Origin of the sequence: Frateuria edaphi (assembly GCF_021117405.1) — a bacterium.
GTDB classification, from domain to species: Bacteria; Pseudomonadota; Gammaproteobacteria; order Xanthomonadales; family Rhodanobacteraceae; genus Frateuria_A; species Frateuria_A edaphi.
Genome location: NZ_CP088251.1, coordinates 2,038,888 through 2,063,418, shown reverse-complemented (window position 1 = coordinate 2,063,418; position 24,531 = coordinate 2,038,888). Strand labels below are relative to the sequence as shown.

The 24,531-nt window shown below is 68.3% G+C and carries 20 protein-coding genes; 11 read left to right on the top strand and 9 right to left on the bottom strand.

Annotated elements, in window-relative coordinates:
• Positions 1-41: 41 nt before the first annotated feature.
• Positions 42-791, bottom strand: a complete 750-nt coding sequence (locus LQ772_RS09750; protein WP_231320502.1) for a sulfite exporter TauE/SafE family protein — start codon at positions 789-791, stop codon at positions 42-44.
• A gap of 172 nt (positions 792-963) precedes the next feature.
• On the opposite strand from LQ772_RS09750, the gene LQ772_RS09745 reads away from it, so the two are divergent.
• Genes LQ772_RS09745 through sat form a run of 4 tightly spaced genes read left to right on the top strand, consistent with a single transcriptional unit; the run spans position 964 to position 6,442 of the window.
• Complete coding sequence (locus tag LQ772_RS09745) at positions 964-2,766, top strand: assimilatory sulfite reductase (NADPH) flavoprotein subunit (RefSeq protein ID WP_425600843.1); 1,803 nt, start codon at positions 964-966, stop codon at positions 2,764-2,766.
• 2 nt (positions 2,767-2,768) lie between these two features.
• Positions 2,769-4,463, top strand: coding sequence for an assimilatory sulfite reductase (NADPH) hemoprotein subunit (gene cysI / locus LQ772_RS09740; RefSeq protein WP_231320498.1), 1,695 nt, complete (start codon positions 2,769-2,771; stop codon positions 4,461-4,463).
• Positions 4,460-5,182: a phosphoadenylyl-sulfate reductase gene (locus tag LQ772_RS09735; protein ID WP_231320496.1), complete on the top strand. Its 723-nt coding sequence runs from the start codon at positions 4,460-4,462 to the stop codon at positions 5,180-5,182. The genes cysI and LQ772_RS09735 overlap by 4 nt, the downstream gene beginning before the upstream one ends.
• Positions 5,183-5,224: 42 nt before the next feature.
• Positions 5,225-6,442 carry a sulfate adenylyltransferase gene (sat, locus tag LQ772_RS09730; RefSeq protein WP_231320494.1) on the top strand — a complete coding sequence of 406 codons (1,218 nt, stop codon included), beginning with the start codon at positions 5,225-5,227 and terminating at the stop codon, positions 6,440-6,442.
• 108 nt (positions 6,443-6,550) lie between these two features.
• Here the strand turns inward: sat and LQ772_RS09725 are convergent, their stop codons facing one another.
• Positions 6,551-7,543: a LysR substrate-binding domain-containing protein gene (locus tag LQ772_RS09725; RefSeq protein ID WP_231320492.1), complete on the bottom strand. Its 993-nt coding sequence runs from the start codon at positions 7,541-7,543 to the stop codon at positions 6,551-6,553.
• A gap of 279 nt (positions 7,544-7,822) precedes the next feature.
• On the opposite strand from LQ772_RS09725, the gene cysG reads away from it, so the two are divergent.
• Both cysG and cysK read left to right on the top strand, forming a co-directional pair.
• Positions 7,823-9,307 (top strand): siroheme synthase CysG, encoded by a 1,485-nt coding sequence (gene cysG / locus LQ772_RS09720; protein ID WP_231325996.1) that lies wholly within the window; start codon positions 7,823-7,825, stop codon positions 9,305-9,307.
• A gap of 46 nt (positions 9,308-9,353) precedes the next feature.
• A complete protein-coding gene (gene cysK, locus LQ772_RS09715) occupies positions 9,354-10,334 on the top strand; it encodes a cysteine synthase A (protein WP_231320491.1) in 981 nt (326 codons plus the stop codon).
• A 229-nt stretch (positions 10,335-10,563) separates the two neighbouring features.
• Here the strand turns inward: cysK and LQ772_RS09710 are convergent, their stop codons facing one another.
• A complete protein-coding gene (locus LQ772_RS09710) occupies positions 10,564-10,953 on the bottom strand; it encodes a winged helix-turn-helix transcriptional regulator (RefSeq protein ID WP_231320490.1) in 390 nt (129 codons plus the stop codon).
• A 137-nt stretch (positions 10,954-11,090) separates the two neighbouring features.
• Between LQ772_RS09710 and gstA the strand changes: the two genes are divergently transcribed.
• A complete protein-coding gene (gene gstA / locus LQ772_RS09705; protein WP_231320489.1) occupies positions 11,091-11,714 on the top strand; it encodes a glutathione transferase GstA in 624 nt (207 codons plus the stop codon).
• A 35-nt stretch (positions 11,715-11,749) separates the two neighbouring features.
• Here the strand turns inward: gstA and LQ772_RS09700 are convergent, their stop codons facing one another.
• Positions 11,750-12,661 carry a LysR family transcriptional regulator gene (locus LQ772_RS09700; RefSeq protein WP_231320488.1) on the bottom strand — a complete coding sequence of 304 codons (912 nt, stop codon included), beginning with the start codon at positions 12,659-12,661 and terminating at the stop codon, positions 11,750-11,752.
• Positions 12,662-12,778: 117 nt separating this feature from the next.
• Here LQ772_RS09700 and LQ772_RS09695 point away from each other — a divergent pair, with 117 nt between their 5' ends.
• Together LQ772_RS09695 and LQ772_RS09690 are read left to right on the top strand one after the other, a co-directional pair.
• A complete protein-coding gene (locus LQ772_RS09695) occupies positions 12,779-13,519 on the top strand; it encodes an SDR family oxidoreductase (protein ID WP_231320487.1) in 741 nt (246 codons plus the stop codon).
• 22 nt (positions 13,520-13,541) lie between these two features.
• Positions 13,542-14,444 (top strand): SDR family NAD(P)-dependent oxidoreductase, encoded by a 903-nt coding sequence (locus LQ772_RS09690; protein ID WP_231320486.1) that lies wholly within the window; start codon positions 13,542-13,544, stop codon positions 14,442-14,444.
• Positions 14,445-14,500: 56 nt separating this feature from the next.
• Here the strand turns inward: LQ772_RS09690 and purB are convergent, their stop codons facing one another.
• Positions 14,501-15,868 (bottom strand): adenylosuccinate lyase, encoded by a 1,368-nt coding sequence (purB, locus tag LQ772_RS09685; protein ID WP_231320485.1) that lies wholly within the window; start codon positions 15,866-15,868, stop codon positions 14,501-14,503.
• Positions 15,869-16,020: 152 nt separating this feature from the next.
• Here purB and LQ772_RS09680 point away from each other — a divergent pair, with 152 nt between their 5' ends.
• Positions 16,021-17,403 (top strand): class II fumarate hydratase, encoded by a 1,383-nt coding sequence (locus LQ772_RS09680; protein WP_231320484.1) that lies wholly within the window; start codon positions 16,021-16,023, stop codon positions 17,401-17,403.
• Between the two features lie 69 nt (positions 17,404-17,472).
• Here LQ772_RS09680 and LQ772_RS09675 read toward each other — a convergent pair whose 3' ends face one another.
• From LQ772_RS09675 to LQ772_RS09660, 4 genes are all read right to left on the bottom strand, one after another.
• Positions 17,473-18,549 carry a TolB-like translocation protein gene (locus tag LQ772_RS09675; protein ID WP_231320483.1) on the bottom strand — a complete coding sequence of 359 codons (1,077 nt, stop codon included), beginning with the start codon at positions 18,547-18,549 and terminating at the stop codon, positions 17,473-17,475.
• A 129-nt stretch (positions 18,550-18,678) separates the two neighbouring features.
• Positions 18,679-19,761, bottom strand: a complete 1,083-nt coding sequence (locus LQ772_RS09670) for a TolB family protein (RefSeq protein ID WP_231320482.1) — start codon at positions 19,759-19,761, stop codon at positions 18,679-18,681.
• 152 nt (positions 19,762-19,913) lie between these two features.
• Positions 19,914-21,002, bottom strand: a complete 1,089-nt coding sequence (locus tag LQ772_RS09665; RefSeq protein WP_231320481.1) for a hypothetical protein — start codon at positions 21,000-21,002, stop codon at positions 19,914-19,916.
• A 362-nt stretch (positions 21,003-21,364) separates the two neighbouring features.
• A complete protein-coding gene (locus LQ772_RS09660; protein ID WP_231320480.1) occupies positions 21,365-22,678 on the bottom strand; it encodes a hypothetical protein in 1,314 nt (437 codons plus the stop codon).
• 153 nt (positions 22,679-22,831) lie between these two features.
• Here LQ772_RS09660 and hutU point away from each other — a divergent pair, with 153 nt between their 5' ends.
• On the top strand, positions 22,832-24,502 hold the full coding sequence (gene hutU / locus LQ772_RS09655; RefSeq protein ID WP_231320479.1) for a urocanate hydratase: 1,671 nt from the start codon (positions 22,832-22,834) through the stop codon (positions 24,500-24,502).
• Positions 24,503-24,531: the final 29 nt, after the last annotated feature.

The following is a 24,531-nucleotide window of genomic DNA, read 5'->3' as shown; positions in this document are numbered from 1 at the left end:
TGCATGGCGTTTGCGCGGCGCGGCCCTGCATGGCGCGTTGCCTAACCGAACGCCTTGACCACGTTGTTCACGCCCAGGCCCAGTACGGCGAGCGCCGCCAGCACCGTCGCCACCCGCGCGGGCATGCGCCGGGCAAAGATCGCTCCCACCGGCGCGGCGGCGACGCCGCCTGCGATCAACCCGAGCACGGCCGTGCCATGGCTGAGGCCGATCATCAGCAGGAAGCTGATGCTGGCGGCGATGCTGACCACGCATTTGGCCAGGTGCACCGTGCCGATCACCATCCGCGGCGTGGCGCCACGGGCGACCAGCGTGGTCACGGTGAGCGCGCTCCAGCCGCCGCCGGCCACCGCGTCGGCGAAGCCCGCGCCGAGCCCGAGCACGGGCGTGCCGCGGGGGACGTCCGGCCCGGGCGGGCGTCCCAACGCGCCACGCATCAGCAGGAACACACCCATGCCCAGCAGGTAAGGCGTCAGCGCCAACCGCATCCACTGCGCCGGAACATGCACCACGACCGCGGCGCCGATCACGGCGCCGATCACGCCCGGAATCGCCAGCATCCAGAACAGCGGCCAGCGCACGTTGCCGGCAAGCCAGTGGCTGAGGCCCGACGCGCCGCAGGTGAACGCCTCGGCCTGGTGCACGCTCGCGGTCGCGTTGACCGGCGGCACGCCAAGCCCCAGCAGCATCGCCGCCGAAGTCACGCCATAGGCCATGCCCAACGCGCCATCGACCAGCTGGGCCAGTACGCCGACGGCGGCAAAGGTAAGGAACTCGGCGGGAATCATCATCGATGCGCGCGGGCGTAGAGGTGGCTGGAGTATCCAAGGCGCTGCCCATGCGCGGAAATAAGGGCCTGGTATATCCACATGCCGAGCTGTCCTTTCCCTGGCGCGACCACCGCGCCTAGATTGTCCGGGCCCCACATTTGGACGTCCAAAAGGACAAGATAGCGTGAATGCCCTGGTTGCAGCGGACCCCTTGTCCATCACTCTCGATCCGGAAAAAGCGGCCTTGCTCGCAAGACTGGCGGATGGCCTCGCGCCCGAGCAATTATACTGGGTGGCGGCCTGGAGCGCCGCCCGTGCCGGCCAGACAGAGCGCAGCACAGGCCGGATCGATGCGCCCGCGGGCACCGCGCAAGCACCACGACTGACCATCCTTTACGGTAGCCAGACCGGCAATGCCCGGCGGCTGGCCGAGCAGTTGGCCGCGCGCAGCGAGTCGGACGGCCTGCCGGCGCGGCTGGTGCGCGCGGATGCCTATGGGCTGCGCGAACTGGCCAGGGAAACCCATCTGCTGATCGTGATCAGCACCCAGGGCGAAGGCGAGCCACCGGACGATGCCCGTGGTTTCGTCGAATTCGTCGTGGGCAAGCGCGCACCCCGGATGCCCGGGCTTCACTACGCGGTACTGGGGCTGGGCGATTCGAGCTACCCGCAGTTCTGCGCGATCGGGCGCCAGCTCGACGCGCGCCTGGCCGAGCTGGGCGCCAGCCGCCTCGCGCCACTGGGCGAGGCCGACGTCGACATCGACCAGGTTGCCATCCCATGGTCGGCCAAGGCGCTGGGACAGGCGCGCGAGGCGCTGGGCAGGACCCGGTCCGTCACTCGGAACGCCACGGTCCACACCTTGCCCGCGCGCAGCACGCACTCGCGCGAGCATCCTTTCGCCGCCACCGTGCTGGGTAACCAGCGCATCGTCTCGCGCGAGAGCGAACGCGCCGTGCATCACCTGGAACTGTCGCTAAAAGGCTCGGGTCTGCGCTATGCGCCCGGCGACGCCATCGGCATCTGGCCGGTCAATCCACCAGCGCTGGTCGAACAATTCCTGCACGCGTTGCGCCTGGACGGCGCGGACGAGGTGACGCACGACGGCCGCACCCTGCCGCTCGCGCGATGGCTGGGTCGCGAGCGCGAACTGACCCGGCTTACCCGCGCCTTCGTCGCCGCCCACGCGGCCGCCAGCGGTCACGCGGACCTGATGCGCGTACTGCGCAAGGAAAATGCGGCGTCGTTCGCCGAGCTGCTCGCCAGCCACCAGCCGATCGACCTGCTGCACCGCTACCGCGCGGTGTGGCGGGCGGAAGAACTTGTCGCCGCGCTCCGTCCGCTCACGCCGCGCCTGTATTCCATCGCTTCCAGCCCGCGTGCCGTGGGCGAGGAGGAAGTCCACCTCACGGTCGCGCGGGTGGAATACGAGGCGTTCGGCATGCCGCACTGGGGCGCGGCCTCGGCCTTTCTGTCGGCGACGGAGGACGCGGCCGTGGTGCCGGTGTTCATCGAAACCAACGACCGGTTTCGCCTGCCCGCCGACGACCGCCGCGACATCATCATGATCGGCCCGGGCACGGGCGTGGCGCCGTTTCGAGCCTTCGTGCAGGACCGTCACGAAACCGGGGCGCGCGGCCGCAACTGGCTGCTGTTCGGCAACCGTCATTTCACCCGCGATTTCCTCTATCAGGTCGAGTGGCAGGAAGCGTTGAAAGCGGGGGCACTGCACCGTCTCGACCTGGCTTTCTCCCGTGACGGCGCGCGAAAGGTCTACGTGCAGGACCGCCTGCGCGAACAGGGAAGGGAGCTGTACGCCTGGCTTGAAGGCGGCGCGCACCTGTACGTGTGCGGCGACGCGACGCACATGGCGAAGGACGTGCACGCGACGCTGCTCGACATCGCCATCGCCCACGGCGGGCATTCCCCCGACACGGCCAGGGAATGGCTTACCGACCTCCTCACCCAGGGCCGCTACGCCCGCGACGTGTACTGACCATGCCAGCGCTTTCCGAACTCGAATACATCAAGGATCAAAGCCGGCAGTTGCGCGGCTCCATCGCCGACGGCCTGGCCGATCCGGTCACCGGCGCCATCGGCGAGGCCGACACGAAGTTGCTCAAGTTCCACGGCAGCTACCAGCAGGACGATCGCGACCTGCGCGAGGAACGACGCCGCCAGAAACTGGAGCCGCTCTACAGCTTCATGCTGCGCGCGCGCCTGCCCGGTGGCGTGGTCACGCCGGCGCAATGGCTGGTGTTCGACCGGCTCGCCCGCGACTACGCCAGCAGCGGCCTGCGTATCACCACGCGCCAGACGTTCCAGTGGCACGGCATCCTCAAACGCGACCTCAAGCCCACGATCGCGGCGATCAACGACGCCATGGCCAGCACCATCGCCGCCTGCGGCGACGTGCTGCGCAACGTGGTGAGTACCCCGTTGCCGGTGCAGTCGGACGCTCATGCCGAGGCCTACGCCTGGGCAGCGAAGCTGTCCGAGGAGCTCGCGCCGAAGACGACCGCCTACCACGAGCTCTGGCTCGATGGCGAAAAGCTGGTCGGCGAGCCCGAGCCCGAGCCGCTCTACGGCCGCACGTACCTGCCGCGCAAGTTCAAGATCGGTCTGGCGATCCCGCCGCTCAACGATATCGACGTGTTCGCGCAGGACCTGGGGCTGATCGCCATTGCCGAGGACGGCCGCCTCGCCGGCTTCAACCTCGCCATCGGCGGCGGCATGGGCGCCACCCACGGCGATCCCGGCACCTATCCGCGCCTGGCCGAGGTGATCGGCTTCGTCGAGCCGGTGCAGTTGCGCGACGCGGCCGAACAGATTATCGCCATCCAGCGCGACTGGGGCGACCGCGGCGAGCGCAAGTACGCGCGGCTGAAGTACACGCTGGACCGGCGCGGCACCGATGCGTTCAAGGCCGAACTGGAGCGGCGCCTGGGCTTCGACCTGCAGGCCGCGCGCCCGTACCGCTTCGAGCACAACGGCGACCGCTACGGCTGGTTGCAGGGCAGCGATGGTCGCTGGCATCTCACCCTGCATGTCGAATCCGGCCGCCTGCTCGACCGCGCTGAGCGCCGGTTGCTCAGCGGCATGCGCGAACTGGCGGCGGCGCACACCGGCGACTTCCGCCTCACCTGCAACCAGAACGTGATCGTCGCGAATGTCCAAGCGGCCGATCGCGAACGCATCGACGCCATCGTTGCCGCCCATGGCCTGGACGGCTACCGCCGGCAGAGCGCGATCCGGCGCCACGCGATCGCCTGCGTGGCGCTGCCGACCTGCGGCCTGGCCATGGCCGAGAGCGAGCGCTACCTGCCGACGATCCTGGACAAGCTCGAGGCGCGACTGGCGCGCCACGGTCTGCTGGACGCACCGATCCTGCTGCGCGTCTCCGGTTGCCCGAACGGCTGCTCCCGGCCGTACCTGGGCGAAATCGCGCTGGTCGGCCGCGCGCCCGGCCGCTACGACCTGCGCCTGGGTGCCGACTTCGCCGGCCAGCGGCTGAATTCCCTCTACCGCGAGAACGTGGACGAGACGGCGATTCTGGAGGTCCTCGACCGTCTGTTCGCCCGCTATGCGGTCGAGCGGGCGCCCGACGAAGGTTTCGGCGATTTCCTGCTGCGCAGCGGTGTCCTCGCGCCGCCGGGACCTGCGCGCCGCATTCCGGCAGAGGTGATCGGATGAACGCGGCGATGCTTCGCCAGGCCGTTGGCGAGCCGCAGGCGCTGGCCGACATCAACGCCCATCTGGCCGGGCTCGATGCCGAGGCGCGCGTGGCCTGGGCGCTGGAACATGTGTCAGGCGAGCACGTGTTGTCCTCCAGCTTCGGCGCGCAGGCGGCGGTGTCGCTGCACATGGTCACGCGGCAACGGCCATGGATCCCGGTGGTCCTGATCGATACCGGCTATCTGTTTCCCGAAACCTACCGCTTCGTCGACGAACTCACCGGGCGGCTCGAGCTCGACCTCAGGGTCTACCGCGCCACGCTGAGCCCGGCCTGGATGGAGGCCCGCCATGGCCGACTGTGGGAGCAGGGCGTGGCCGGCATCGATCGCTACAACCAGATGCGCAAGGTCGAACCGATGCAGCGCGCGCTGGCGGAACTGGGCGCGGCCGGCTGGTTCGCCGGCCTGCGCCGCAGCCAGGCGAGCACGCGCGCCGGCGTGGAGTTCGCCGAACACCGCAACGGCCGCTGGAAATTCCACCCGCTGGCCGACTGGACCGACCGCGACGTCGGCCTCTACCTCAAGCGCCACGATCTTCCCTACCACCCGCTGTGGGAACAGGGCTACACCTCGATCGGCGACGTGCACACCAGTCACCGCTGGGAGCCGGGCATGGACCCGGAGGACACGCGCTTCTTCGGGCTCAAGCGTGAATGCGGCCTGCACAACATCCTTTGAGCCTTGGACTAGCCTAATCACCAGCGACTGGAGGAGAGCCACATGAACGTGACTGCGCTCGCTGCCGATACGGCCGCCACCGACCGCTTGATCGCCCCGCACGGCGGCGTGCTCAAAGACCTGTACCTGCCGTCGGCGGAAGCCGAGGCGCTCGGCGCGCGCATTGGCGACTGGCCGTCGCTGGTGCTCAACACGCGCCAGCTGTGCGACCTGGAACTGCTGCTTTCGGGCGCGTTCTCGCCGCTGGAGGGTTTTCTCGGCCGCAACGACTACAACGGCGTGGTGCAGGACATGCGCCTGGGCGACGGCACGCTATGGCCGATGCCGATCACGCTGGACGTGGACGAGGCCTTCTCGGCCAAATTGTCCATCGGTAGCGAGGTGGTGCTGCGCGACGAGGAGGGCATGCCGCTGGCGGTTCTCGAGGTTCAGGACATTTACTGGCCAGACCGGCTCCACGAGGCGCTGCGCGTGTTCGGCACCAGCGACCGCACGCACCCTGGCGTGGCCGAACTGTTCGATCGGACCGGACCGGTGTATCTGGGTGGCCGCGTGCGTGGCCTGCAGCCGCCCGCGCACCCGGATTTCGCAGAGTTGCGCGATACGCCGCGCGCGCTGCGCGCCTGGTTCGAAGCCAATGGTTGGAGCCGCATCGTCGCCTTCCAGACGCGCAACCCCATGCACCGCGCGCACCGCGAACTGACGCTGCGCGCGGCCGAGCAGGTCGGCGCCAGGCTGCTGATCCAGCCCTCGGTCGGGCGCACCAAGCCCGATGACGTCGACTACTCCACCCGCGTGCGCTGCTACCGCGCGCTGCTCTCGCACTACCCGGAGGGCCAGGCCAGGTTGTCGTTGCTGCCGCTGGCCATGCGCATGGGCGGGCCGCGCGAGGCGATGTGGCACGCGATCATCCGCAAGAACTATGGCGCCAGCCATTTCATCGTGGGGCGCGACCACGCCGGTCCGGGCAAGGACGCCAGCGGCAAGCCGTTCTATGGCCCATACGAGGCGCAGCAGCTCCTGGAGCAACACCAGGCGGAGCTCGGCATCCGGATCGTGCCATTCCCGGCCATGGTCTACGCGGTCAACCGCGATGCCTACATCCCGGCTACCGAAGTGCAGCCCGCGGACGAGGTGCGCGACATCTCCGGTACCGAACTGCGTCGGCGCCTGCGCGAAGGCAGCGAGATCCCCGACTGGTTCTCCTTCCCCGACGTGGTGAAGATCCTGCGCGAACGGCATCCACCTCCCTCCCCGTAAGGCGGCTCTTCTCCCCTTTTGGGCAGACGGATGGAGGGGCGCAGGAAGCCCCGATTGAGCACTCCTCTTTCGGAGAGGCGGACGCAAGGGCGAAGGCCAACCGCCGCCTCAGGCAGCGTCCGGAAGCGCCACGGCCCGCTCGCGCCAGTGCGGCGCCTGCGGCCATGCGTCCGGCAGCTCGTCGCCGGCCAGCACGCGCGCCACGTCCCGGCGGTCAAGATGCGGTGCGAACCGCCCGATGAACTCCAGCACGAACTCGCGTACCACCGCTTCCCGGCGCAACACGATCCACGTCGTGCATTGCGGGAACAGGTGGTCGGCCGGCAGCACGCGCAGGTCCCCGTCGGCGGCCAGCATCGCCATCTCCGCCAGCACGCCGATGCCCAGGCCCGCGCGGACGTAGGTCTTGATCAGGTCGGCGTCGCCGGCGGTCATCGCGATCTGCGGCACCAGCCCCGCGGTCTCGAACACCCGCCGCAGCGAAGACTCCGGCTTGACCGAGGAGTCGTAGCTGATCAGCGGCTCGGCGGCGAGTTCGGCCAGCGTGGGCGGCAGGGCGCGCCGCGCCAGGGCGTGGCCCGTCGGCGCGACCACCACGCGATGCCAGCGGTAGGCGGGCAGGGCGATGCCGATGGATGGCGGCGCACCGGCCGTGCTGATCACGGCCATGTCCACCCGACCGCTTTCGAGCTGGGCCAGCACGTCGGCATCCTGGCCCGGCTGCAGGTGCACGCTCACCTGAGGGTAGGACTGGTTGAGCGCCGCGATCGAGGCGGGCAGGGCAAAGCGCGCCTGGGTGTGGGTCGTGCCGATGCGCAGTTCGCCATGCGCCTCGTTGCGAAGGTTCGCGGCGATCGAGCGGATGTTGGCCGCCTCGGCCAGGATCACCCGCGCGCGTTCGAGCACCTGGCGGCCGGCGTGGGTGACCGCATCAAGGCTTTTGCCCTTGCGCACGAAAAGCTTGAAGCCAAGTTCATCCTCAAGCTGCTTGAGCTGCTTGCTGAGGCCCGGCTGGGTCGCATGCACGCGTTCGGCGGCCAGGGTGATGTTGAGCCCGGCGTCGGCGATAGCCACCAGGCAGCGGAGTTGGACCAGGGTCATGGCGGGGAATCCGTGTTCGTTCGGCAGGAGGGGTGGACGCGGACGAATCACGGGTACATCGCCCAGGCGCACCTCGGGGTGGGCCGTAGTGATTGCGTGGTGGCTGCCGTTCGCTTGACATATTTGGACGTCTATACGTCCACTGTTGTGCTGTGTCAAGGAAATGTAGCCGGCGCCCCGGTCCACATGCCGTGAAGGCATATGCCGCCGGCGACAATTCATTTGTCGCCCCCGGAGCGCCCGCCTAGCGTGATCGGACTTCCCACGCAGGCCGTCTCCTTGAAGCTCTACCCGCTGTTCGTTGACCTCTCCCATCGCGCCGTCCTGGTGGTCGGTGGCGGCGCCGTGGCCGAGCGCAAGGTGGCGGCCTTGCTGGAGGCCGGCGCGCAGGTGACGGTGAATGCGCCCGAGCTGACGCCGCTGCTGCGAGGATGGGTGGAGCAGGGCGCTCTCGCCCATCATCCGGAGCCCTTCCGGGAGGCCTGGCTCGATCGCGTCTGGCTGGTCGTCGCGGCGACGTCCGATCGGGCGACCAACGCCCTGATCGCGGAGCTGGCGGGGCTGCGGCGGTTGTTCGTCAACGTGGTGGACGATGCGCAACTGTCCAGCTTCCACGTGCCCGCGGTGATCGACCGCGCACCGCTGACCATCGCGATTTCCAGCGGCGGCCAGGCGCCGATGCTGGCGCGCCTGCTGCGCGAGCGGCTGGAGAGCCTGCTGGATCATTCGCTGGGCGCGCTGGCCACGCTAGCGGCGCGGCTGCGTCCGCGCATCCGCCTGCGCTTCACGCAAGCGGCCGCGCGACGGCGCTTCTACGAAACGCTCTTCTCCGGGCCGGTGGCGACCCTGCTGCGACAAGGGCGCGAGGCCGAGGCGCGCCGCGCGGCGGAGAGCGCACTGGCCGACGAGGAGAACACGGCTGCGGGTTCGGTGGTGCTGGTCGGCGCAGGCCCCGGCGATCCGGGGCTGCTCACCCTGCGCGGCCTGCGCGCGCTCAACGGGGCGGACGTGATCCTGCATGACCGTCTGGTCAGCGCTGACGTCCTGGCGCTGGCGCGGCGCGATGCCGAGCGCATCGAGGTCGGCAAGCAGGCAGGCCGCCACTACGTCACCCAGCAACAGATCCACGCGTTGATGCTCGAACACGCCCGCGCGGGCCGCCGCGTCGTGCGACTCAAGGGCGGCGACCCGTTCGTGTTCGGGCGCGGCGGCGAAGAGCTCGAATTCCTCCGCGCCCACGGCATCCCTTACGAGGTGGTCCCAGGCATCACCGCGGCGCTCGCCTGCGCCGCCTACGCCGGCGTGCCGCTGACCCACCGCGACCACGCCCAGTCGGTGCGCCTGCTCACCGCCCACTGCCAGGTTTCGCACGACACACTGGACTGGGCCGCACTGGCGCAGGAGAACCAGACGCTGGCCGTCTACATGGGCGTGGGCGAGCTCGCCACCCTGCAGTCGCGGCTGCTCGGGCACGGGCGCGCGCCGGCCACGCCGTTCGCCCTGGTGGAGAACGGTTCGCGCGCCGACCAGCGCGTCGTGACCGGCACGCTGGCCCAGCTCGCCGGGCGCGCCGCGGCCCATGCGGTCCGTTCACCTGCGCTGCTGATACTCGGCGAGGTCGCCACGCTGGCGGGCTCGCTGGCGTGGTTCGGCGCGCCTCCGCTGGGCGCGGGCATCGACGACTTCGGCGAAGCGGGCATGGCGGCCCGCGTTCGCCAACCGGTGCGCCAGGACGGCGTACTCGCCGCGCTCCACCAGGCATGAACCCTCGCCGGCGCATCCGCCGGTACTTCCTACGGAGTCAGTACCCATGATCTACAACAGCATCCTGGACACCATCGGCAACACGCCGATCGTCAAGCTGCACCGGCTCGCGCCGAAGAACGTCGAGCTCTACGTGAAGGTGGAGGCCTTCAATCCGGCCGGTTCGGTGAAGGATCGCCTGGCGCTGGCGATCATCCTGGATGCCGAGCAGCGCGGCACGCTCAAGCCCGGCCAGACCGTCATCGAAGCGACCTCCGGCAACACCGGCGTGGCGCTGGCGGCGGTGTGCGCGGCGCGCGGCTATCCGTTCGTGGCGGTGATGACCGAAACCTTTTCGATCGAGCGTCGCAAGCTGATCCGCGCCTACGGCGGCAAGGTCGTGCTGACGCCCGCGGCGGCCCGTGGCACCGGCATGGTCGAAAAGGCCGCCGAGCTCGCGAAGAAGTACGGCTGGTTCCTTGCCAGCCAGTTCGAGAACCCGGCCAACCCGGCCTACCACCGCAGCACGACCGCGGCCGAGATCCTGCGCGACTTCGCCGGCCGCCGGCTCGATTACTTCGTGACCGGATGGGGCACCGGCGGCACGCTGACCGGCGTCGGCGAAGTGCTCAAGGTCGCGCGGCCGGAAGTGAAGATCATCGCCAGCGAGCCGGCTGGAGCGGCCTTGCTGTCGGGCAAGGAATGGCAGCCGCACAAGATCCAGGGCTGGACGCCCGACTTCGTCCCGGGCGTGCTCAATCGCGAAGTGGTCGATGAGATCCTGCCGGTGGACGACACGGTCGCCCGAGACACCTCGCGCAAGCTGGCGGAGCAGGAAGGCATCTTCGTGGGCCTCTCCTCCGGCGCCACGCTGGCGGCGGCGCTGCAGGCGGCCAAGGGCGCGCCGGAAGGCTCGGTGCTGCTGGCGATGCTGCCGGACACCGGCGAGCGTTACCTGTCGACGTTTCTGTTCGAGGGCGTCAACGAGGGCTCCGATGAAGTGGAGGCGGCGGGGTCGTCGCTGGCCGCCAAGGCCACTGCGGCCTGAGTCGCGTCGCCCCTGTGCGCGCCAGGGCTTGAACCCTCTCCCGTCCGGGAGAGGGCAGGGTGAGGGGCCGGGGCTCGTCCGACTGATCGGGCATGCGAAAAGCAGCGGCGCAAAGCTCCACAGGGGAGCGGCCTACTCCGCAAGAACCGCCGCTCACCCCAACCCTCTCCCTTGAGGGGTGAGGGAGCAGGTTTGCAGGAACGTGTTGCTTCGCGTGATTGCTGGTATTTCAGGCCGCGCGGCGTCCGCGTGCCTTGACGCTGTGCGCCCCAAGCTCCCACTGGTCGATCAGCTTGCGCCCCACGTGGGCCAGCGCTTCGATCGCCGGCAGCAGTTCGCGCCCCAGTGGCGTGAGCGCGTATTCGGCCGACGGCGGCGAGGTATCGAGCACGCGCCTGGTCACCAGCCCACGGGACTCCAGTTCGCGCAGCCTGGCGCTGAGGACGCGCGCGGAGATGCGCGGGATGTCGTGGCGCAACTCGCCGAAGCGCCGCGGTTCGGCGCTCAGGTACCAGATCACGTTGGGTGCCCAGGCCCCGCGCAGCAGCGTCAGGCTCTCGGTCAGCGGGCACGCCGGCGGCGGCGCGGCGACTTTGCTCTTGCGTACGGGCAGGCCCATGAGAGTGTCCTCGGTAACCGTGGGGATACCACATTCTGGCACTAATCCCTGGTTAGGTGGTATCCAACAGTAACTTCGTGCGGCTAGGATGCGCGGCACGTCCAAGGACGTCCCACCCCCACGAAGGAGAGTCACCCATGAAGCTCTACTACATGCCCGGCGCCTGCTCGCTTTCCCCGCACATCGTCGCGCGCGAGGCCGGCATCGACCTTCAGCTGGTGAAGGTCGACGGCAAGACCAAGCGCACGGAAAACGGCGACGACTTCCTGGCGATCAACCCCAAGGGCTACGTGCCCGCGCTGGAGCTGGACGACGGCCAGCTGCTGACCGAAGGCCCGGCGATCGTGCAGTACCTGGCCGACCTCAAGCCCGCCTCGGGCCTGGCGCCCGCCAACGGCACGCTGGCGCGCTACCGCCTGCAGGAAGTGCTCGGCTACATCAACTCCGAGATCCACAAGTCCTACAGCCCGCTGTTCAAGCCGGAGACCCCCGAGGCGACGCGGCAGGAGCGCAAGGACTACCTGCGCAAGCGCTATGCCCTGATCGAAAGCGCCCTGGCGACCCATCCGTGGCTGCTCGGCGACCGCTTCACCGCGGCCGACGCCTACCTGTTCACGGTGACCAACTGGGCAAAGCACGTGGACCTGGACCTGTCCGACTTCCCGGCCATCCAGGCGTTCCAGCACCGCATGCTGGAGCGACCGGCGGTGCAGGAGGTGATGGATGCCGAAGGCCTCGCCCGCCGCGCTGCGGCCGCGTGAGCCACGCCCGCGCTGCGGCCCGTTGCCGGGGCGCGTCACAAGCGGCTACCGGCTGCCGGTAGCCGCTTGCCGAACTCGCGTACCAGCCAGTCGATGAATACCCGCACCCGCGGCGACAGTTGCCGGTTGTGCGGGTAGAGCAACGAGACGGGCGTCGGTGTCGGCGGGAAGTCGGGCAGTACGTTGACCAGGCGCCCCGCGGCCAGATCCTCTTCCACGTGATAGCGCGGCACCTGGACCAGTCCCAGGCCCAGCCGAGCGGCAGCAATGTAGGTGTCCGCACCGGCGACCGTGAGCGTCGCCGGCAGGTGTACGTGGCGGACGCTGCCGGCCACGACGAATTCCAGCGGCAGCACCGCACCGATGGCGGAGGAGACGAAGCCGACCGCACGGTGCCCGTCCAACCCCTCGATGCCGTCGGGCGTACCGTGCCGCGCCAGGTAGTCCGGACTGGCGCAGGTGACTTCCTCCAGCAGGGCCAGGCGCCGGCCGACCATTGCGCTGTCGTGCAGGTCGCCCACGCGCAGCACGCAGTCCACGCCCTCGCGCACCAGATCAACCAACCGGTCGCCCTCGCCGATGTGCAACTGCAGTTGCGGATGGTCGGCGAGAAACTGCGGCAGCGCGGGCAGCACGAAGTGGCGCGCCAGCGTGCCCTGTACGTCGACCCGCAACTGGCCGCGCGGCTTGGCGCCGCTGAAGGCCGCCTCGGCATCCTCCACCTCGTCCAGGATCGCGATGCAGCGGCGGTAGTACGCCTCGCCGTCGAGCGTGGGACGCACCTGACGAGTGGTGCGCTGGAGCAGCCGCACGCCCAGCCGTGCCTCCAGTTGCTTGATCGCCTGGGTCGCGGTGGAGCGCAGCAGCCCCAGGTCCTGCGCCGCCAGCGTGAAGCTGCGCCGCTCCACGATGCGGGTGAAAAGGCGCATCACGTCCAGCCGGTCCATGCACCACCATTGTTCGTGTGAGACGAAAAGTGTTGCAAAAATAACATGGATTATTTCCATGTGGCGAAAGAGGATGCTTTCCCCACGCCGGCGCGGTGCCGGCCCTGGAGACATCCCATGAGCACACAGCAACAGAAGGTCGCCCTGGTCACGGGCGCATCCCGCGGCATCGGCGCCGCGATCGCCGAGCGCCTCGCACGAGACGGTTTCAGGGTGGTGGTCAACTACGCCGGCGACGCCGCGCCGGCGGAGGCATTGGTGCGCAGCATCGAGCAGGCCGGCGGCAAGGCGGTGGCTGCCCAGGCGGACGTCGGCGATGCCACCGCGGTGCGCCGCCTCTTCGACGCCGCCGAGGCCGCGTTCGGCGGCGTGGACGTGCTGGTCAACAACGCCGGCATCATGAACCTCGCCCCGATCGCCGAGACAGACGACGCCAGCTTCGACCGCCACATCGCGGTCAACCTGCGTGGCACCTTCAACACCCTGCGCGAGGCGGCCCGGCGCATGCATGAGGGCGGCCGCATCATCAACCTGTCCTCCAGCACGGTCGGCCTGCTGATGCCCAGCTACGGGGTCTACGCCGCGACCAAGGCCGCGGTGGAGGCCATGACAGGCGTGCTGGCGAAGGAACTGCGCGGGCGCGGCATCACGGTCAACGCGGTGGCGCCCGGCCCGACCGCTACGCGGCTGTTCCTCGACGGCAAGTCGCCCGAACTCGTCGACCACCTTGCCAAGCTCGCGCCGCTGGAACGCCTGGGCCAGCCGGAGGACATCGCCGCCGTGGTCGCGTTCCTGGCCGGTCCCGATGGTGGCTGGATCAACGGCCAGACGCTTCGCGCCAACGGCGGCATCGTCTGAAATTCATAGCGGGAGTACCAACATGAAACAGGTCATCCTCATCACCGGCGCATCCAGCGGCTTCGGCGCACTGGCTGCCCGGGCCCTGGCGCGCGCCGGCCACACCGTCTACGCCAGCATGCGCGAGACCGCCGGCCGCAATGCGCCGCAGGTAGAGTCGGCACGCCGCCACGCCGAAGAACACGGCGTGGACCTTCGCACCATCGAACTTGACATCGCCTCGGAGGCCTCCTGCGAGGCCGCAGTGGAGCAGATCGTCGCCGCGCAGGGACGGCTGGACGTGATCGTGCACAACGCTGGGCACATGGCGTTCGGACCGGCCGAGGCGTTCACGCCGGAGCAGTTCGCGCAGCTCTACGACACCAACGTGCTCGGCGCCCAGCGCGTGAACCGCGCGGCGCTGCCGGCGCTGCGGCGGCAGGGGCGGGGACTGCTGGTGTGGGTATCCAGCAGCAGCGCGCGCGGCGGCACGCCGCCGTACCTGGCGCCGTACTTCGCCGCCAAGGCGGCCATGGACGCGCTTGCGGTGAGCTATGCCGGTGAACTGGCGCGCTGGGGCATCGAGACCTCGATCATCGTGCCGGGGGCGTTCACCCAGGGGACCAACCATTTCCTCCATGCCGGCAAGCCGGCGGATGCGGCGCGCGCCGCGGAGTACGACGGCGGTCCCTATGCCGGTCTGCCTGAGCAGGCGCTGCAGGGGCTCGCTTCACTGGAGCCCGCGGATGCCGACGCGGGCGAAGTGGCCGAGGCGATCGCCCGGGTGGTCGATGCACCGTTCGGCCGGCGGCCGTTCCGTGTGCACGTCGATCCGTCGCAGGACGGCGCCGAGATCGTCAACGGCATGGCCGACCGCGTGCGTGCCGAGCTGCTGCGGCGTATCGGCCTGGAGGATCTGCTGCATCCGCGCTGCAGGGCGGCCTGACCACCGGCGACAGCGCGAAGCCGGCGCCATGGCGCCGGCGCAACCTGCCACGGGTTTCAGATCTCCCGCGCCAGCGGCTCGGCCAGTCCGACGTAACCGCCCGGCGTCAGGTCGAGCAGGCGTTGCCTGGCTTCGGCCGGCAGCGCCAGCCCTTCGATGAAGGTGCGCATCGACTCCCGCGTGATGCCCTGGCCGCGCGTCAGCGCCTTCAACTGCTCGTACGGCTCTGGCAATCCGTACCGGCGCATCACCGTCTGCACCGCCTCGGCCAGCACTTCCCAGCTCGCGTCGAGATCGGCGGCGAGCCGCTCGGCGTTCACGGTCAGCTTGCCCAGGCCCTTCTGCAGCGATTCCAGCGCCACCAGCGTGTGCCCGAACGCGGTGCCCAGCGCGCGCAGCACGGTCGAATCGGTGAGGTCTCGCTGCCACCGGCTGATCGGCAGCTTCTCGGCGAAATGCCCCAGCAACGCGTTGGCGAGGCCGAAGTTGCCCTCGGCATTCTCGAAGTCGATCGGGTTGACCTTGTGCGGCATGGTCGAGGAGCCGACCTCGCCCGCCTTCAATGACTGCTTGAAGTAACCCAGCGAGATGTAGCCCCAGATGTCGCGCGCCAGGTCTATCAGGATGATGTTGGCCCGCCGCACCGCGTCGCAGTACTCGGCCACGCCGTCATGCGGTTCGATCTGCGTGGTATAGGCGTTGTAGTCGAGCCCCAGGCTTTCCACGAAGCGCCGCGAGAACGCGCGCCAGTCCAGCTCGGGGTAGGTGATCGCATGGGCGTTGTAGTTGCCCACCGCGCCGTTGATCTTGCCGGGGATCTCCAGGCCCGCCAGCTGCGCGCGCTGGCGCTGCAGGCGCGCCACCACGTTGGCCAGCTCCTTGCCCAGCGTGCTCGGCGAGGCGGTCTGGCCGTGCGTGCGCGAGAGCATCGGCAGGCCGGCGTTGGCGTGCGCCATCTCGCGCAGGCGGGCGATGATCCGGTCGAACATCGGCAGCAGCACGCCCTCGCGCGCATCGCGCAGCATCAGCGCGTAGGACAGGTTGTTGATGTCCTCGCTGGTGCAGGCGAAGTGCACGAACTCCTTGGCCTGCGCCAGCGCAGGATCAGCGCCGATGCGCTCCTTGATGAAGTACTCGATCGCCTTGACGTCGTGATTGGTGGTCGCCTCGATCGCCTTCACGCGTTCGCCGTCGGCCACGCTGAAGTCATTGGCGATGGCGCGCAGCTGGTCGACCTGGGCGCCGGAGAAGGGCGGCAGTTCGACGATGGCGCCCTCGGCGGCCAGCGCCAGCAACCATTCGATTTCCACCTGCACGCGCCGGTGCATCAGGCCGAATTCGCTGAAGATCGGGCGCAGCGTCTCGACCTTGCCGGCATAACGGCCATCCAGCGGCGACAGGGCGGTAAGGGCGTGGGTGGACATCGGGGCAGGTTCCGGCAAGGGGAAAACGCGGCATTTTACATCCCGCCGAACACCACGCCGCACCGGCAAGCGCGACGTCTTGCTCCATGTCATTGCCATCGGGCCGACAGGGGCGCATCTATAGTCCTTTGGACTACGCACAGGAACCCGCCATGGCCGACTACCGCACCGAACACGACAGCATGGGCGAACTCAAGGTCCCCGCCGACGGGCTCTACGGCGCGCAGACCCAGCGCGCGATCGACAACTTCCCGATCTCCGGCCTCGCGCTGCCGCGCGAGTTCATCCGCGCGCTGGGCTTGATCAAGGCGGCCGCGGCGGCCGCCAACCTGGCGCTCGGCCACCTGAAAAAGGGACAGGCCGCGGCGATCCGCAAGGCCGCGCTGGCGGTAGCCGAAGGGCGGTACGACGCCCAATTCCCGATCGACGTGTTCCAGACCGGCTCGGGCACCAGCACCAACATGAACGCCAACGAGGTGATCGCCCACCTCGCCGCGCAGGGCGGCGCGAAGGTGCACCCCAATGACCACGTCAATTACGGCCAGAGCTCCAACGACGTCATCCCGACGGCCATCCACGTGAGCGCCACGCTGGCCACCAGCGAACGCCTGGTGCCGGCGCTCAGGCACCTGAAGAAGACCATCGACAAGCGCGCCCGCGAGCTGAAGAACGTGCCAAAGACCGGCCGTACCCACCTGATGGACGCGATGCCGGTGACCTTCGGCCAGGAGCTCTCCGGCTGGTCCGCGCAGATCGGTTCGGCCATCGAGCGGATCGAGGATGCGCTCAAGCGCATGCGCCGTCTGCCCCAGGGCGGCACCGCGGTCGGCACCGGCATCAATGCCGATCCGACGTTCGGCCCGGCGGTGGCGCGCGAACTGAAGACGCTCACTGGCGTGCGCTTCGAGTCTGCCGAGAACTTCTTCGAAGGCATGGCCTCGCAGGACGCGGCGGTCGAACTCTCCGGCGCGCTCAAGACGCTGGCCGTCGCGCTGATGAAGATCGCCAACGACCTGCGCTGGATGAACTCCGGTCCCCTGGCCGGCCTTGCCGAGATCGAACTTCCCGCGCTGCAGCCGGGCTCCTCGATCATGCCCGGCAAGGTCAATCCGGTGATCCCGGAAGCCACCGCCATGGTCGCCGCGCAAGTGATAGGCAACGATGCGGCAATCACCGTCGGTGGCCAGTCCGGCAACTTCCAGCTCAACGTGATGCTGCCGATGATCGCCTACAACCTGCTGCAGTCGATCGACATCCTGGGCAACGTCAGCCGCCTGCTCGCCGACAAGGCCATCGCCGGCTTCAAGGTCAACCGCGAGCGCGTCAACCAGGCGCTGGCGATGAACCCGATCCTGGTCACCGCGCTCAACCCGGTGATCGGCTACGAGAACGGCGCCGCCACCGCCAAGCAGGCCTACAAGGAGAAGCGCCCGATCATGGACGTGGCGCTGGAGACCACGGGGCTGTCGAAGGACGAGTTGAAGAAGCTGCTCGATCCCACGGCACTGACGCGCGGTGGCATCCACGGCGAGTGATCTTCTGCACGGCACGGCTTGTTACCGGCTGGGAAGTGGGGGCGGCTCAATGGCCGCCCCGTTCAACGCCTACGGGTGGAACCAGGCGTGCTTGTCCGCCACGCCGTTGGTGACGTTCCTCGCGGTCTTGTTGCGCAGGTCGATCATTCGCACCCACTGGTTGTTGCCCACCTGGTCCACCAACAGGCGCGTGCCGTCCCAGGACCAGTCCGAAATGGAGGTGATGGTGACGTCCGGGTTGACCTGTGTGGGTGCCAGATGGATGTTGCTTCCATCGGCGCGCATGATCTTGATGCGCGCGTGGGGGTAGTCGGTCAGAGTGTCGCGGAAGGCGACCTTCGAGCCATCGGGCGAGTACACCGGGTCCATGCCCTGGGACTGGATCGTGGTGCGGGTGTTGGATGCGAAATCCACTGCCTCCATGGGGTTGCCCGTATACACGCCATGCTGATTGTCGGGAGCGATCGCCAGGTACCGCTCGTGGGAGTTGTTGAAGACCTGACTGGTGAGCTTGACGGCCGAGCCGGTCGTAACGTTCACCCGGTAGACGGTCGAGTACCAGATCTCCGGCTCGAGCCCGCCCTCGTCGCCAGCAGCCTCGATCAGGACGCCATTGCCGCTCGGGGTCCAGTGGAACAAAGTGAGCACGATTCCGCCGTGCTGCCCGGACTCGTGCGGAGGGCAGAAGACCACGTGCTGTTGCGTGCCATCGGGGCGCACCGTGGCGAGGCAACCACCCTGGACAAAGGCGATGACCCCATTTGGCCCCCACGAGGGCTGTGAATGCCGGCCATCGCCGGTCGTGACCTGATGCAGCGAACCGCCTTGACGATTGACCACGTAAAGCTGCGAGTTGTAGGCGGAATCGCCGCTCGCCTGCTGGACTTTCTCGTAAACGACCGAGGCGCCGCCGGGTGACCAGTCGGCGCCATGAATGTCGAATCCGTAGGTCACCGGGGCCAGTGTCACCACGTTCTGGCCCGAGGGCTGTACGCGGTAGAGCTCGCTCCCGTGCGCGGAATCGAAGCGGAACATCGTCCGCGTGAACAGAATCGACGCGGTGGAGGTCTGTGCGACCGCGGATGACGCGCCCAGGGCAGTGAGCAGAAGCGCACAGATGGAGCCGGCAAGCTTGTTGGTTTTCATGGGTGATGCTCCCTGACGGTAGTCCCCCTGATTCGGGATCCGAGTAGACGAGGTCCGGCCCGCGGACGCGATCGGCACGGATGTTCTGGCGAGCGGGTGGGGCGGCCGCGCGGCCCCCCGGTCAGTCGCTTACGGATGGAACCATGCATATTCGGCAGCAGTACCCTTGGTGACGTTCCGCGCGCTGTTGTCGCGCAGGTCGATCATGTGCAGCCAGCGGTCGTCGCCCACCTGGTCCACCAGCACGCGTGTGCTGTCCCACGACCAGTCTGCGACCGCGGTGTAGGTGAGAAGCGGGTTCGCGTCCGACGTCAGCTGGCGCAGATGGCTCCCGTCGGGGTGGATCAGGTAGACGTTCGAGTAATACGGGGAACCGTTCGTCTCGTTCCTGAGGAAGGCCACCTTCCTGCCGTCCGGCGCGTAGACCGGGTCGTAGCCGCCCACCGGCAACGCTGTGACGGTGTTGCTGGCGAAGTCGATCGAGTACAGCGGGTCGCCGTCGTACACCCCGTGCGTGCCATCGGGCGAGATGGCCAGCTTCCGAATCTGGTCGCTGTCGAACACCTGATTGGCCAGCTCCACGGCCGCGCCGGTGGAGACGTTGACCCGGTAGACATTCGAGTACCACTTCTCCGGTTCCAGCCCGCCCTGCTCGGCGCCGACCGCGACCAGGACGCTATTGCCGTCGGTTGTCCACCGGGCAATCGAGAGCGAGAGGTTCAGTGCCGTCCCAGGCTGAGTCGGTGGGCAAAAGACGATGTGCTGGTTCATGCCGTTGGCGCGCACTGTGCCAAGGCACTGGATCCGCCGGTTGGTGGCGACGTACGCGATGGTCCCGCTGTTGGGCGCCCACAAGGGCTGTTCGGGCCTGCTCGCGCCGCTGGTGATCTGGCGCGGAGAGCTGCCCTGGCGGTCGACCACGTAGAGCTGCGTGCCGTCACTGTTCCTGACTTCGAAGACGGCGGAGGCACCCGTGGGCGACCAACTGCTGGCGGTGATGTCCGTTCCGTACGTGACCGGCATCAGGAGCGCCAGGTCCGACCCGGAGGGCCTGACACGGTAGAGCTGGCTCCCATGCGTGCCGTCGACTGCCCGGTAGAGGGTCCGGGTGAACAGGATCGAGGCGGTGGAGCTTTGCGCAAACGCGGAAGAAGCGCCCAGGGCAGTGAGCAGAAGGGCACAGATGGAGCCTGCAAGCTTGTTGGTTTTCATGGGTAGTGCTCCCAGACGGTAGTCCCCCTGATTCGGGTCGTGCGGTCGGGTCCGGGCCCGCGAATGCGGGCTCCCCTGTCGGGCGGGATCGTCACGGGTGTTCTGGCGAAAGCTCGGTGGGGGCGGCTGGGCCGCCGCCCCCGGCAAGCGGCTTACGGATGGAACCAGGCGCGCTTGGCCGCGACGCCGTTGGTGACGTTCCTGGACGTCTTGGTGCGCAAGTCGATCATCCGCACCCACTGGTTGTTGCCTACCTGGTTGAACAACAGGCGCGTTCCATCAGCCGACCAGGTGGAGATGGAAGGGATGTAGACATCGGGATTCGTCGTCTGGGCAGGCGCCGGATGAACGTTGCTTCCATCGGCACGCATGATGTAGATGCGCAGGTTTTCGTCGGGGTTGCTTGGATCGTTGGAGTGGAGAAAAGCGATCTTCGAGCCGTCCGGAGAATACGTCGGGTTCGCGCCGCCGGCCGGCAATGGAGTGACGCTGTTGCTCGCGAAGTCGAGGGCCAGCATGGGGCTCCCGCCGTACACCCCGTGTTGGCCATCGGGCGCGATGGTCAAGTCGCCTCCGCCGCTTTCGAACACCTGCGCGGCGAGCTTGGTGGCAAAGCCAGTGGAAACGTTGACCCGGTAGACGGTCGAAAAAAGCAACTCCGGTTCCAGTCCGCCCTCGTCGCCGCTGGCCTCGATCAGGACACCGTTGCCGCTGGCGGTCCATTGGAACAAGTGGAGCGGATAGCTGGTGCGCTGTCCGGATTCATGCGGAGGGCAGAAGACGATGTGCTGTTGCGTGCCGTCGGCCCGGACGGCGCCCAGGCAGCCCCCGTTGACGAAGGCGATGATGCCGTTGGGTCCCCACAAGGGGTGGGAGTGCTCGCCGTTCCCTGTGGTGAGCTGGCGCGGCGAGCCGCCTTGCCGATTGACCACATACAGTTGCCAGCCGCTGTAGGAATCGTTCGCTTCCCGCGCGAGCGCCTCGAACACTACAGAACTGCCACCGGGCGACCAACCGGGGTTCTGGATGTCGACGCCGTAAGTGACCGGCACCAGCGTCGTCAGGTTCTGGCCGGACGGTTGGACACGGTAGAGCTGGCTGCCGTGGGCGCCGTCGAAACGGTAGATGGGTCGGGTGACGAGGATCGAGGCGGTGGCGGTCTGTGCGGCGGCGGCGGTCGACACGCCCAGGGCGGTGAGCAGAAGGGCACAGATGGAGCCGGCAAGCTTATGGTTTTTCATGGGTGATGCTCCTGACGGAAGTCCCCCTGGTTCGGCTCGGTGCGGTCTGGTCCCGCCCGCTGGAAACGCGGGCTCCCTGTCGGGCTCGATCGCCACGGGTGTTCTGGCGGCGCGGAATAATGCTTCAGTTTTCGTGAGCGTTTTGCGTACGTTCATGTTCAGCTCGCTGTCTAGGCAGTTTTCGGCCGAGCGGCTGCCTGGCGGGCGGAGGCGTGGTTCCGCGCCCCTGCGAGCAAGTATTGGTGCACAAGGAATACGCGCCGGTCGGCCGGCACATCACGCGTGGCTGAGGGCCACCTTCAATGGAAGGGTTCGATGACAGCGATCGCCATGGCAGAACCGGCGATCAGGCCGCCGCGGGCCTAGCGGTCGTCACCCTTGGCGATCGTACGGTCACCCGTGCGCCCGGCCGGCACCACGTGCCAGCCCGGTGCGGGTTTCATCGTCCAGCCTTGGCCGCGCAGCGTGCCGCTCGTGGCGTCGCCCGCGGGCGCGGCCACGGTCAACAGCGTCCAGTCGGGAGCCATCAGTGCGCCGCCATCGACAGTGATCGACCCCCAGTCGTCGATCACCTGCATGGTCGGATACACCGTCCCGGCATCACCCAGCGGCATCAAATTGCTCGGGTTGAACTGCACCTTCATGTGCTTGAGCGGCAGCTTCAGCACCGGCCCGGTCACCAGTTGCGCGGTGTACTTCGCCGCTTGCCGCGCTCGGGCCTCGGCACGCGCGTGTTCGCTGGCGAGGAGGGCAGGGCCGCCATAGCGCGCGGCCAGCTTCCCGACATCCGGCGTGGCGCGCATGTCGACGTGCAACGCCTCGGCCAGCATTCGCGCGGGCGATCCGCCCTTGACGATCGCCTTGCGCCACCCCGGCCGGTAGCGATCGAGCAGGATCCCGTACGCCGGTCCGCTCGGGTAGGCGAACGATCGCGCGAACGTCGAATCGTTATTCGGATGCCAGGTGAGGTCCCAGTGCGCCATCGCCACCTGCTCGGCCGGCGTGCGGTTGCCGACCATCACGCCGGTGTATTCGGCCAGGCCTTCGTTGCGCTCCAGCGCGGTCTCGGCCTGCTCGGCCTCGGGAAACTTCTGGTAGCGCGCGGCGCGAAACGCCAGCGCATCGGCGGCTCGCGCGCGGCGTTCCGCATCGGTCTTCGCCGCCAGTGCGGCATCCAGCGCGCGCCACTCCAGTTGCACCGTGTAGCGGCCTTCCAGCGTGTCCATGTGGGGGCTGTCGCGACCAGCCAGGGGCAGGCCCAGGCTGTCCTGGATACGGTGGAAGGCTTCGTGCGCCATCACCGTGTGCCGTAGCGCGGCGTCTTCCTTCAGCGGCCAAAGCATTTCCGTCCAGCGCACCCCGGCCCACGCCACCGCGGTGTTGGCGATGGCCTGGTCCGGCGGCAACTGACCCACGTACACGCCGCCTTCGGCGCGCAGCCGACCCTCGGCATCCGCCTGGTTGGCCACCACCTGGCGCGTGACCGGGTCCACCAGCAGGGTCGGGCCGCACAGCGACTTGCCCCACAGGCGGCCACCGTCGGCGTGGCAAAGCTGCGCAGCTTCCTTGAAATAGCGGCCGGCGAGGGCGGGATCGATGGCCCGCGCATCGGCACCCATCGCGGCGGGTGCCAGGGCCATCAGCACGAAGCAGGGCAAAGCGGACCGAAGCAACATGCGTGTCTCCCGGGCAGGAACGATCGACAGCTTGCCCGCCGAGTCTATCGCCGCGCCCGCCTCGCACACGTGCCGGCGGTCACCCCGCGCGGCCGGGAAAGCCGCCCCGGGCACGCTGGCTATACTCGGCCATCTGCCTCAAGGAGACCGGCCATGAACGCCCCCACCCGCATCGACACCACCCGCACCATCCGCGCCCCGCGCGGCACCGAGCTGACCTGCAAGAGCTGGCTCACCGAGGCGCCGTTCCGGATGATCCAGAACAACCTCGACCCCGAGGTGGCGGAGAACCCGGCGGAGCTGGTCGTCTACGGCGGCATCGGCCGCGCCGCGCGCAACTGGGAATGCTTCGACGCCATCCTGCGCTCCCTGCGCGAGCTCAACGACGACGAAACCCTGCTGGTGCAGTCCGGCAAGCCGGTCGGCGTGTTCCCGACCCACGCCGACGCCCCGCGTGTGCTCATTGCCAATTCCAACCTGGTGCCGGCCTGGGCCAACTGGGAGCACTTCAACGAGCTCGATAAGAAGGGCCTGATGATGTACGGCCAGATGACGGCCGGCAGCTGGATCTACATCGGCTCGCAGGGCATCGTGCAGGGCACCTACGAGACCTTCGTGGAGATGGGCCGCCAGCACTACAACGGCAGCCTCAAGGGCAAGTGGATCCTCACCGCGGGCTTAGGCGGCATGGGCGGCGCGCAGCCGCTGGCCGCGAGCCTCGCCGGCGCATGCTCGCTGACCATCGAATGCCAGCAGAGCCGCATCGACTTCCGCCTGAAGACCCGCTACGTCGACGAGCAGGCCACCGACCTGGACGACGCGCTGGCGCGCATCGAGAAGTACACCAAGGCGGGCGAAGCCAAATCCATCGCGTTGCTGGGCAACGCGGCCGACGTGCTGCCCGAGCTGGTGCGCCGCGGCGTCCGCCCCGACGCCGTCACCGACCAGACCAGCGCGCACGACCCGGTCAACGGCTACCTGCCGCTCGGCTGGACGGTGGAGCAGTGGTTCGAGCGCCGCAAGAGCGACCCCAACGGCACCCGCGACGCCGCCAAGCGCTCGATGAAGCAGCACGTGGAAGCCATGCTCGCCTTCCACGCCAAGGGCATCCCCACCTTCGACTACGGCAACAACATCCGCCAGATGGCCAAGGACGAAGGCTGCGAGAACGCCTTCGCCTTCCCCGGCTTCGTGCCCGCCTTCGTGCGCCCGCTATTCTGCCGCGGCATCGGCCCGTTCCGCTGGGTGGCGCTCTCGGGTGACCCGGAGGACATCTACAAGACCGATCAGAAGGTCAAGGAGCTGATTCCGGACGACAAGCACCTGCACAACTGGCTGGACATGGCCAGGGAGCGGATCAGCTTCCAGGGGTTGCCGGCGCGGATCTGCTGGGTGGGGCTGGGGCAGCGGCACAAGCTGGGGCTGGCGTTCAATGAGATGGTGCGGAAGGGGGAGTTGAAGGCGCCTGTCGTCATTGGACGCGATCACCTGGATTCGGGGTCGGTGGCGAGTCCGAATCGGGAGACCGAGGCGATGAAGGATGGGAGCGATGCGGTGTCGGATTGGCCGTTGCTCAATGCGATGCTCAATACCGCGGGTGGCGCGACTTGGGTGTCGCTGCATCACGGTGGTGGCGTGGGGATGGGGTACTCGCAACACAGCGGTGTCGTGATCGTTTGCGACGGCAGCGAGGCGGCTGACAAGCGGATTGCGCGAGTGCTTTGGAATGATCCGGGCACCGGGGTGATGCGGCATGCGGATGCGGGGTATGAGATTGCGGTCGAGTGCGCGAGGGAGCAAGGGTTGAAGCTGCCGATGATCTGATTGGCAGTTCGTCTAAATTTGACGCAAGG

What these genes read in the sequence shown, in the direction of transcription:
- LQ772_RS09750 (WP_231320502.1), bottom strand. Translation starts at nt 791, where the DNA reads ATGATGATTCCCGCCGAGTTCCTTACCTTTGCCGCCGTCGGCGTACTG.
- cysI (WP_231320498.1), top strand. Translation starts at nt 2,769, where the DNA reads ATGCCAGCGCTTTCCGAACTCGAATACATCAAGGATCAAAGCCGGCAG.
- LQ772_RS09735 (WP_231320496.1), top strand. Translation starts at nt 4,460, where the DNA reads ATGAACGCGGCGATGCTTCGCCAGGCCGTTGGCGAGCCGCAGGCGCTG.
- sat (WP_231320494.1), top strand. Translation starts at nt 5,225, where the DNA reads ATGAACGTGACTGCGCTCGCTGCCGATACGGCCGCCACCGACCGCTTG.
- LQ772_RS09725 (WP_231320492.1), bottom strand. Translation starts at nt 7,543, where the DNA reads ATGACCCTGGTCCAACTCCGCTGCCTGGTGGCTATCGCCGACGCCGGG.
- cysK (WP_231320491.1), top strand. Translation starts at nt 9,354, where the DNA reads ATGATCTACAACAGCATCCTGGACACCATCGGCAACACGCCGATCGTC.
- LQ772_RS09710 (WP_231320490.1), bottom strand. Translation starts at nt 10,953, where the DNA reads ATGGGCCTGCCCGTACGCAAGAGCAAAGTCGCCGCGCCGCCGCCGGCG.
- gstA (WP_231320489.1), top strand. Translation starts at nt 11,091, where the DNA reads ATGAAGCTCTACTACATGCCCGGCGCCTGCTCGCTTTCCCCGCACATC.
- LQ772_RS09700 (WP_231320488.1), bottom strand. Translation starts at nt 12,661, where the DNA reads ATGGACCGGCTGGACGTGATGCGCCTTTTCACCCGCATCGTGGAGCGG.
- LQ772_RS09695 (WP_231320487.1), top strand. Translation starts at nt 12,779, where the DNA reads ATGAGCACACAGCAACAGAAGGTCGCCCTGGTCACGGGCGCATCCCGC.
- LQ772_RS09690 (WP_231320486.1), top strand. Translation starts at nt 13,542, where the DNA reads ATGAAACAGGTCATCCTCATCACCGGCGCATCCAGCGGCTTCGGCGCA.
- purB (WP_231320485.1), bottom strand. Translation starts at nt 15,868, where the DNA reads ATGTCCACCCACGCCCTTACCGCCCTGTCGCCGCTGGATGGCCGTTAT.
- LQ772_RS09680 (WP_231320484.1), top strand. Translation starts at nt 16,021, where the DNA reads ATGGCCGACTACCGCACCGAACACGACAGCATGGGCGAACTCAAGGTC.
- LQ772_RS09675 (WP_231320483.1), bottom strand. Translation starts at nt 18,549, where the DNA reads ATGAAAACCAACAAGCTTGCCGGCTCCATCTGTGCGCTTCTGCTCACT.
- LQ772_RS09670 (WP_231320482.1), bottom strand. Translation starts at nt 19,761, where the DNA reads ATGAAAACCAACAAGCTTGCAGGCTCCATCTGTGCCCTTCTGCTCACT.
- LQ772_RS09665 (WP_231320481.1), bottom strand. Translation starts at nt 21,002, where the DNA reads ATGAAAAACCATAAGCTTGCCGGCTCCATCTGTGCCCTTCTGCTCACC.
- LQ772_RS09660 (WP_231320480.1), bottom strand. Translation starts at nt 22,678, where the DNA reads ATGTTGCTTCGGTCCGCTTTGCCCTGCTTCGTGCTGATGGCCCTGGCA.
- hutU (WP_231320479.1), top strand. Translation starts at nt 22,832, where the DNA reads ATGAACGCCCCCACCCGCATCGACACCACCCGCACCATCCGCGCCCCG.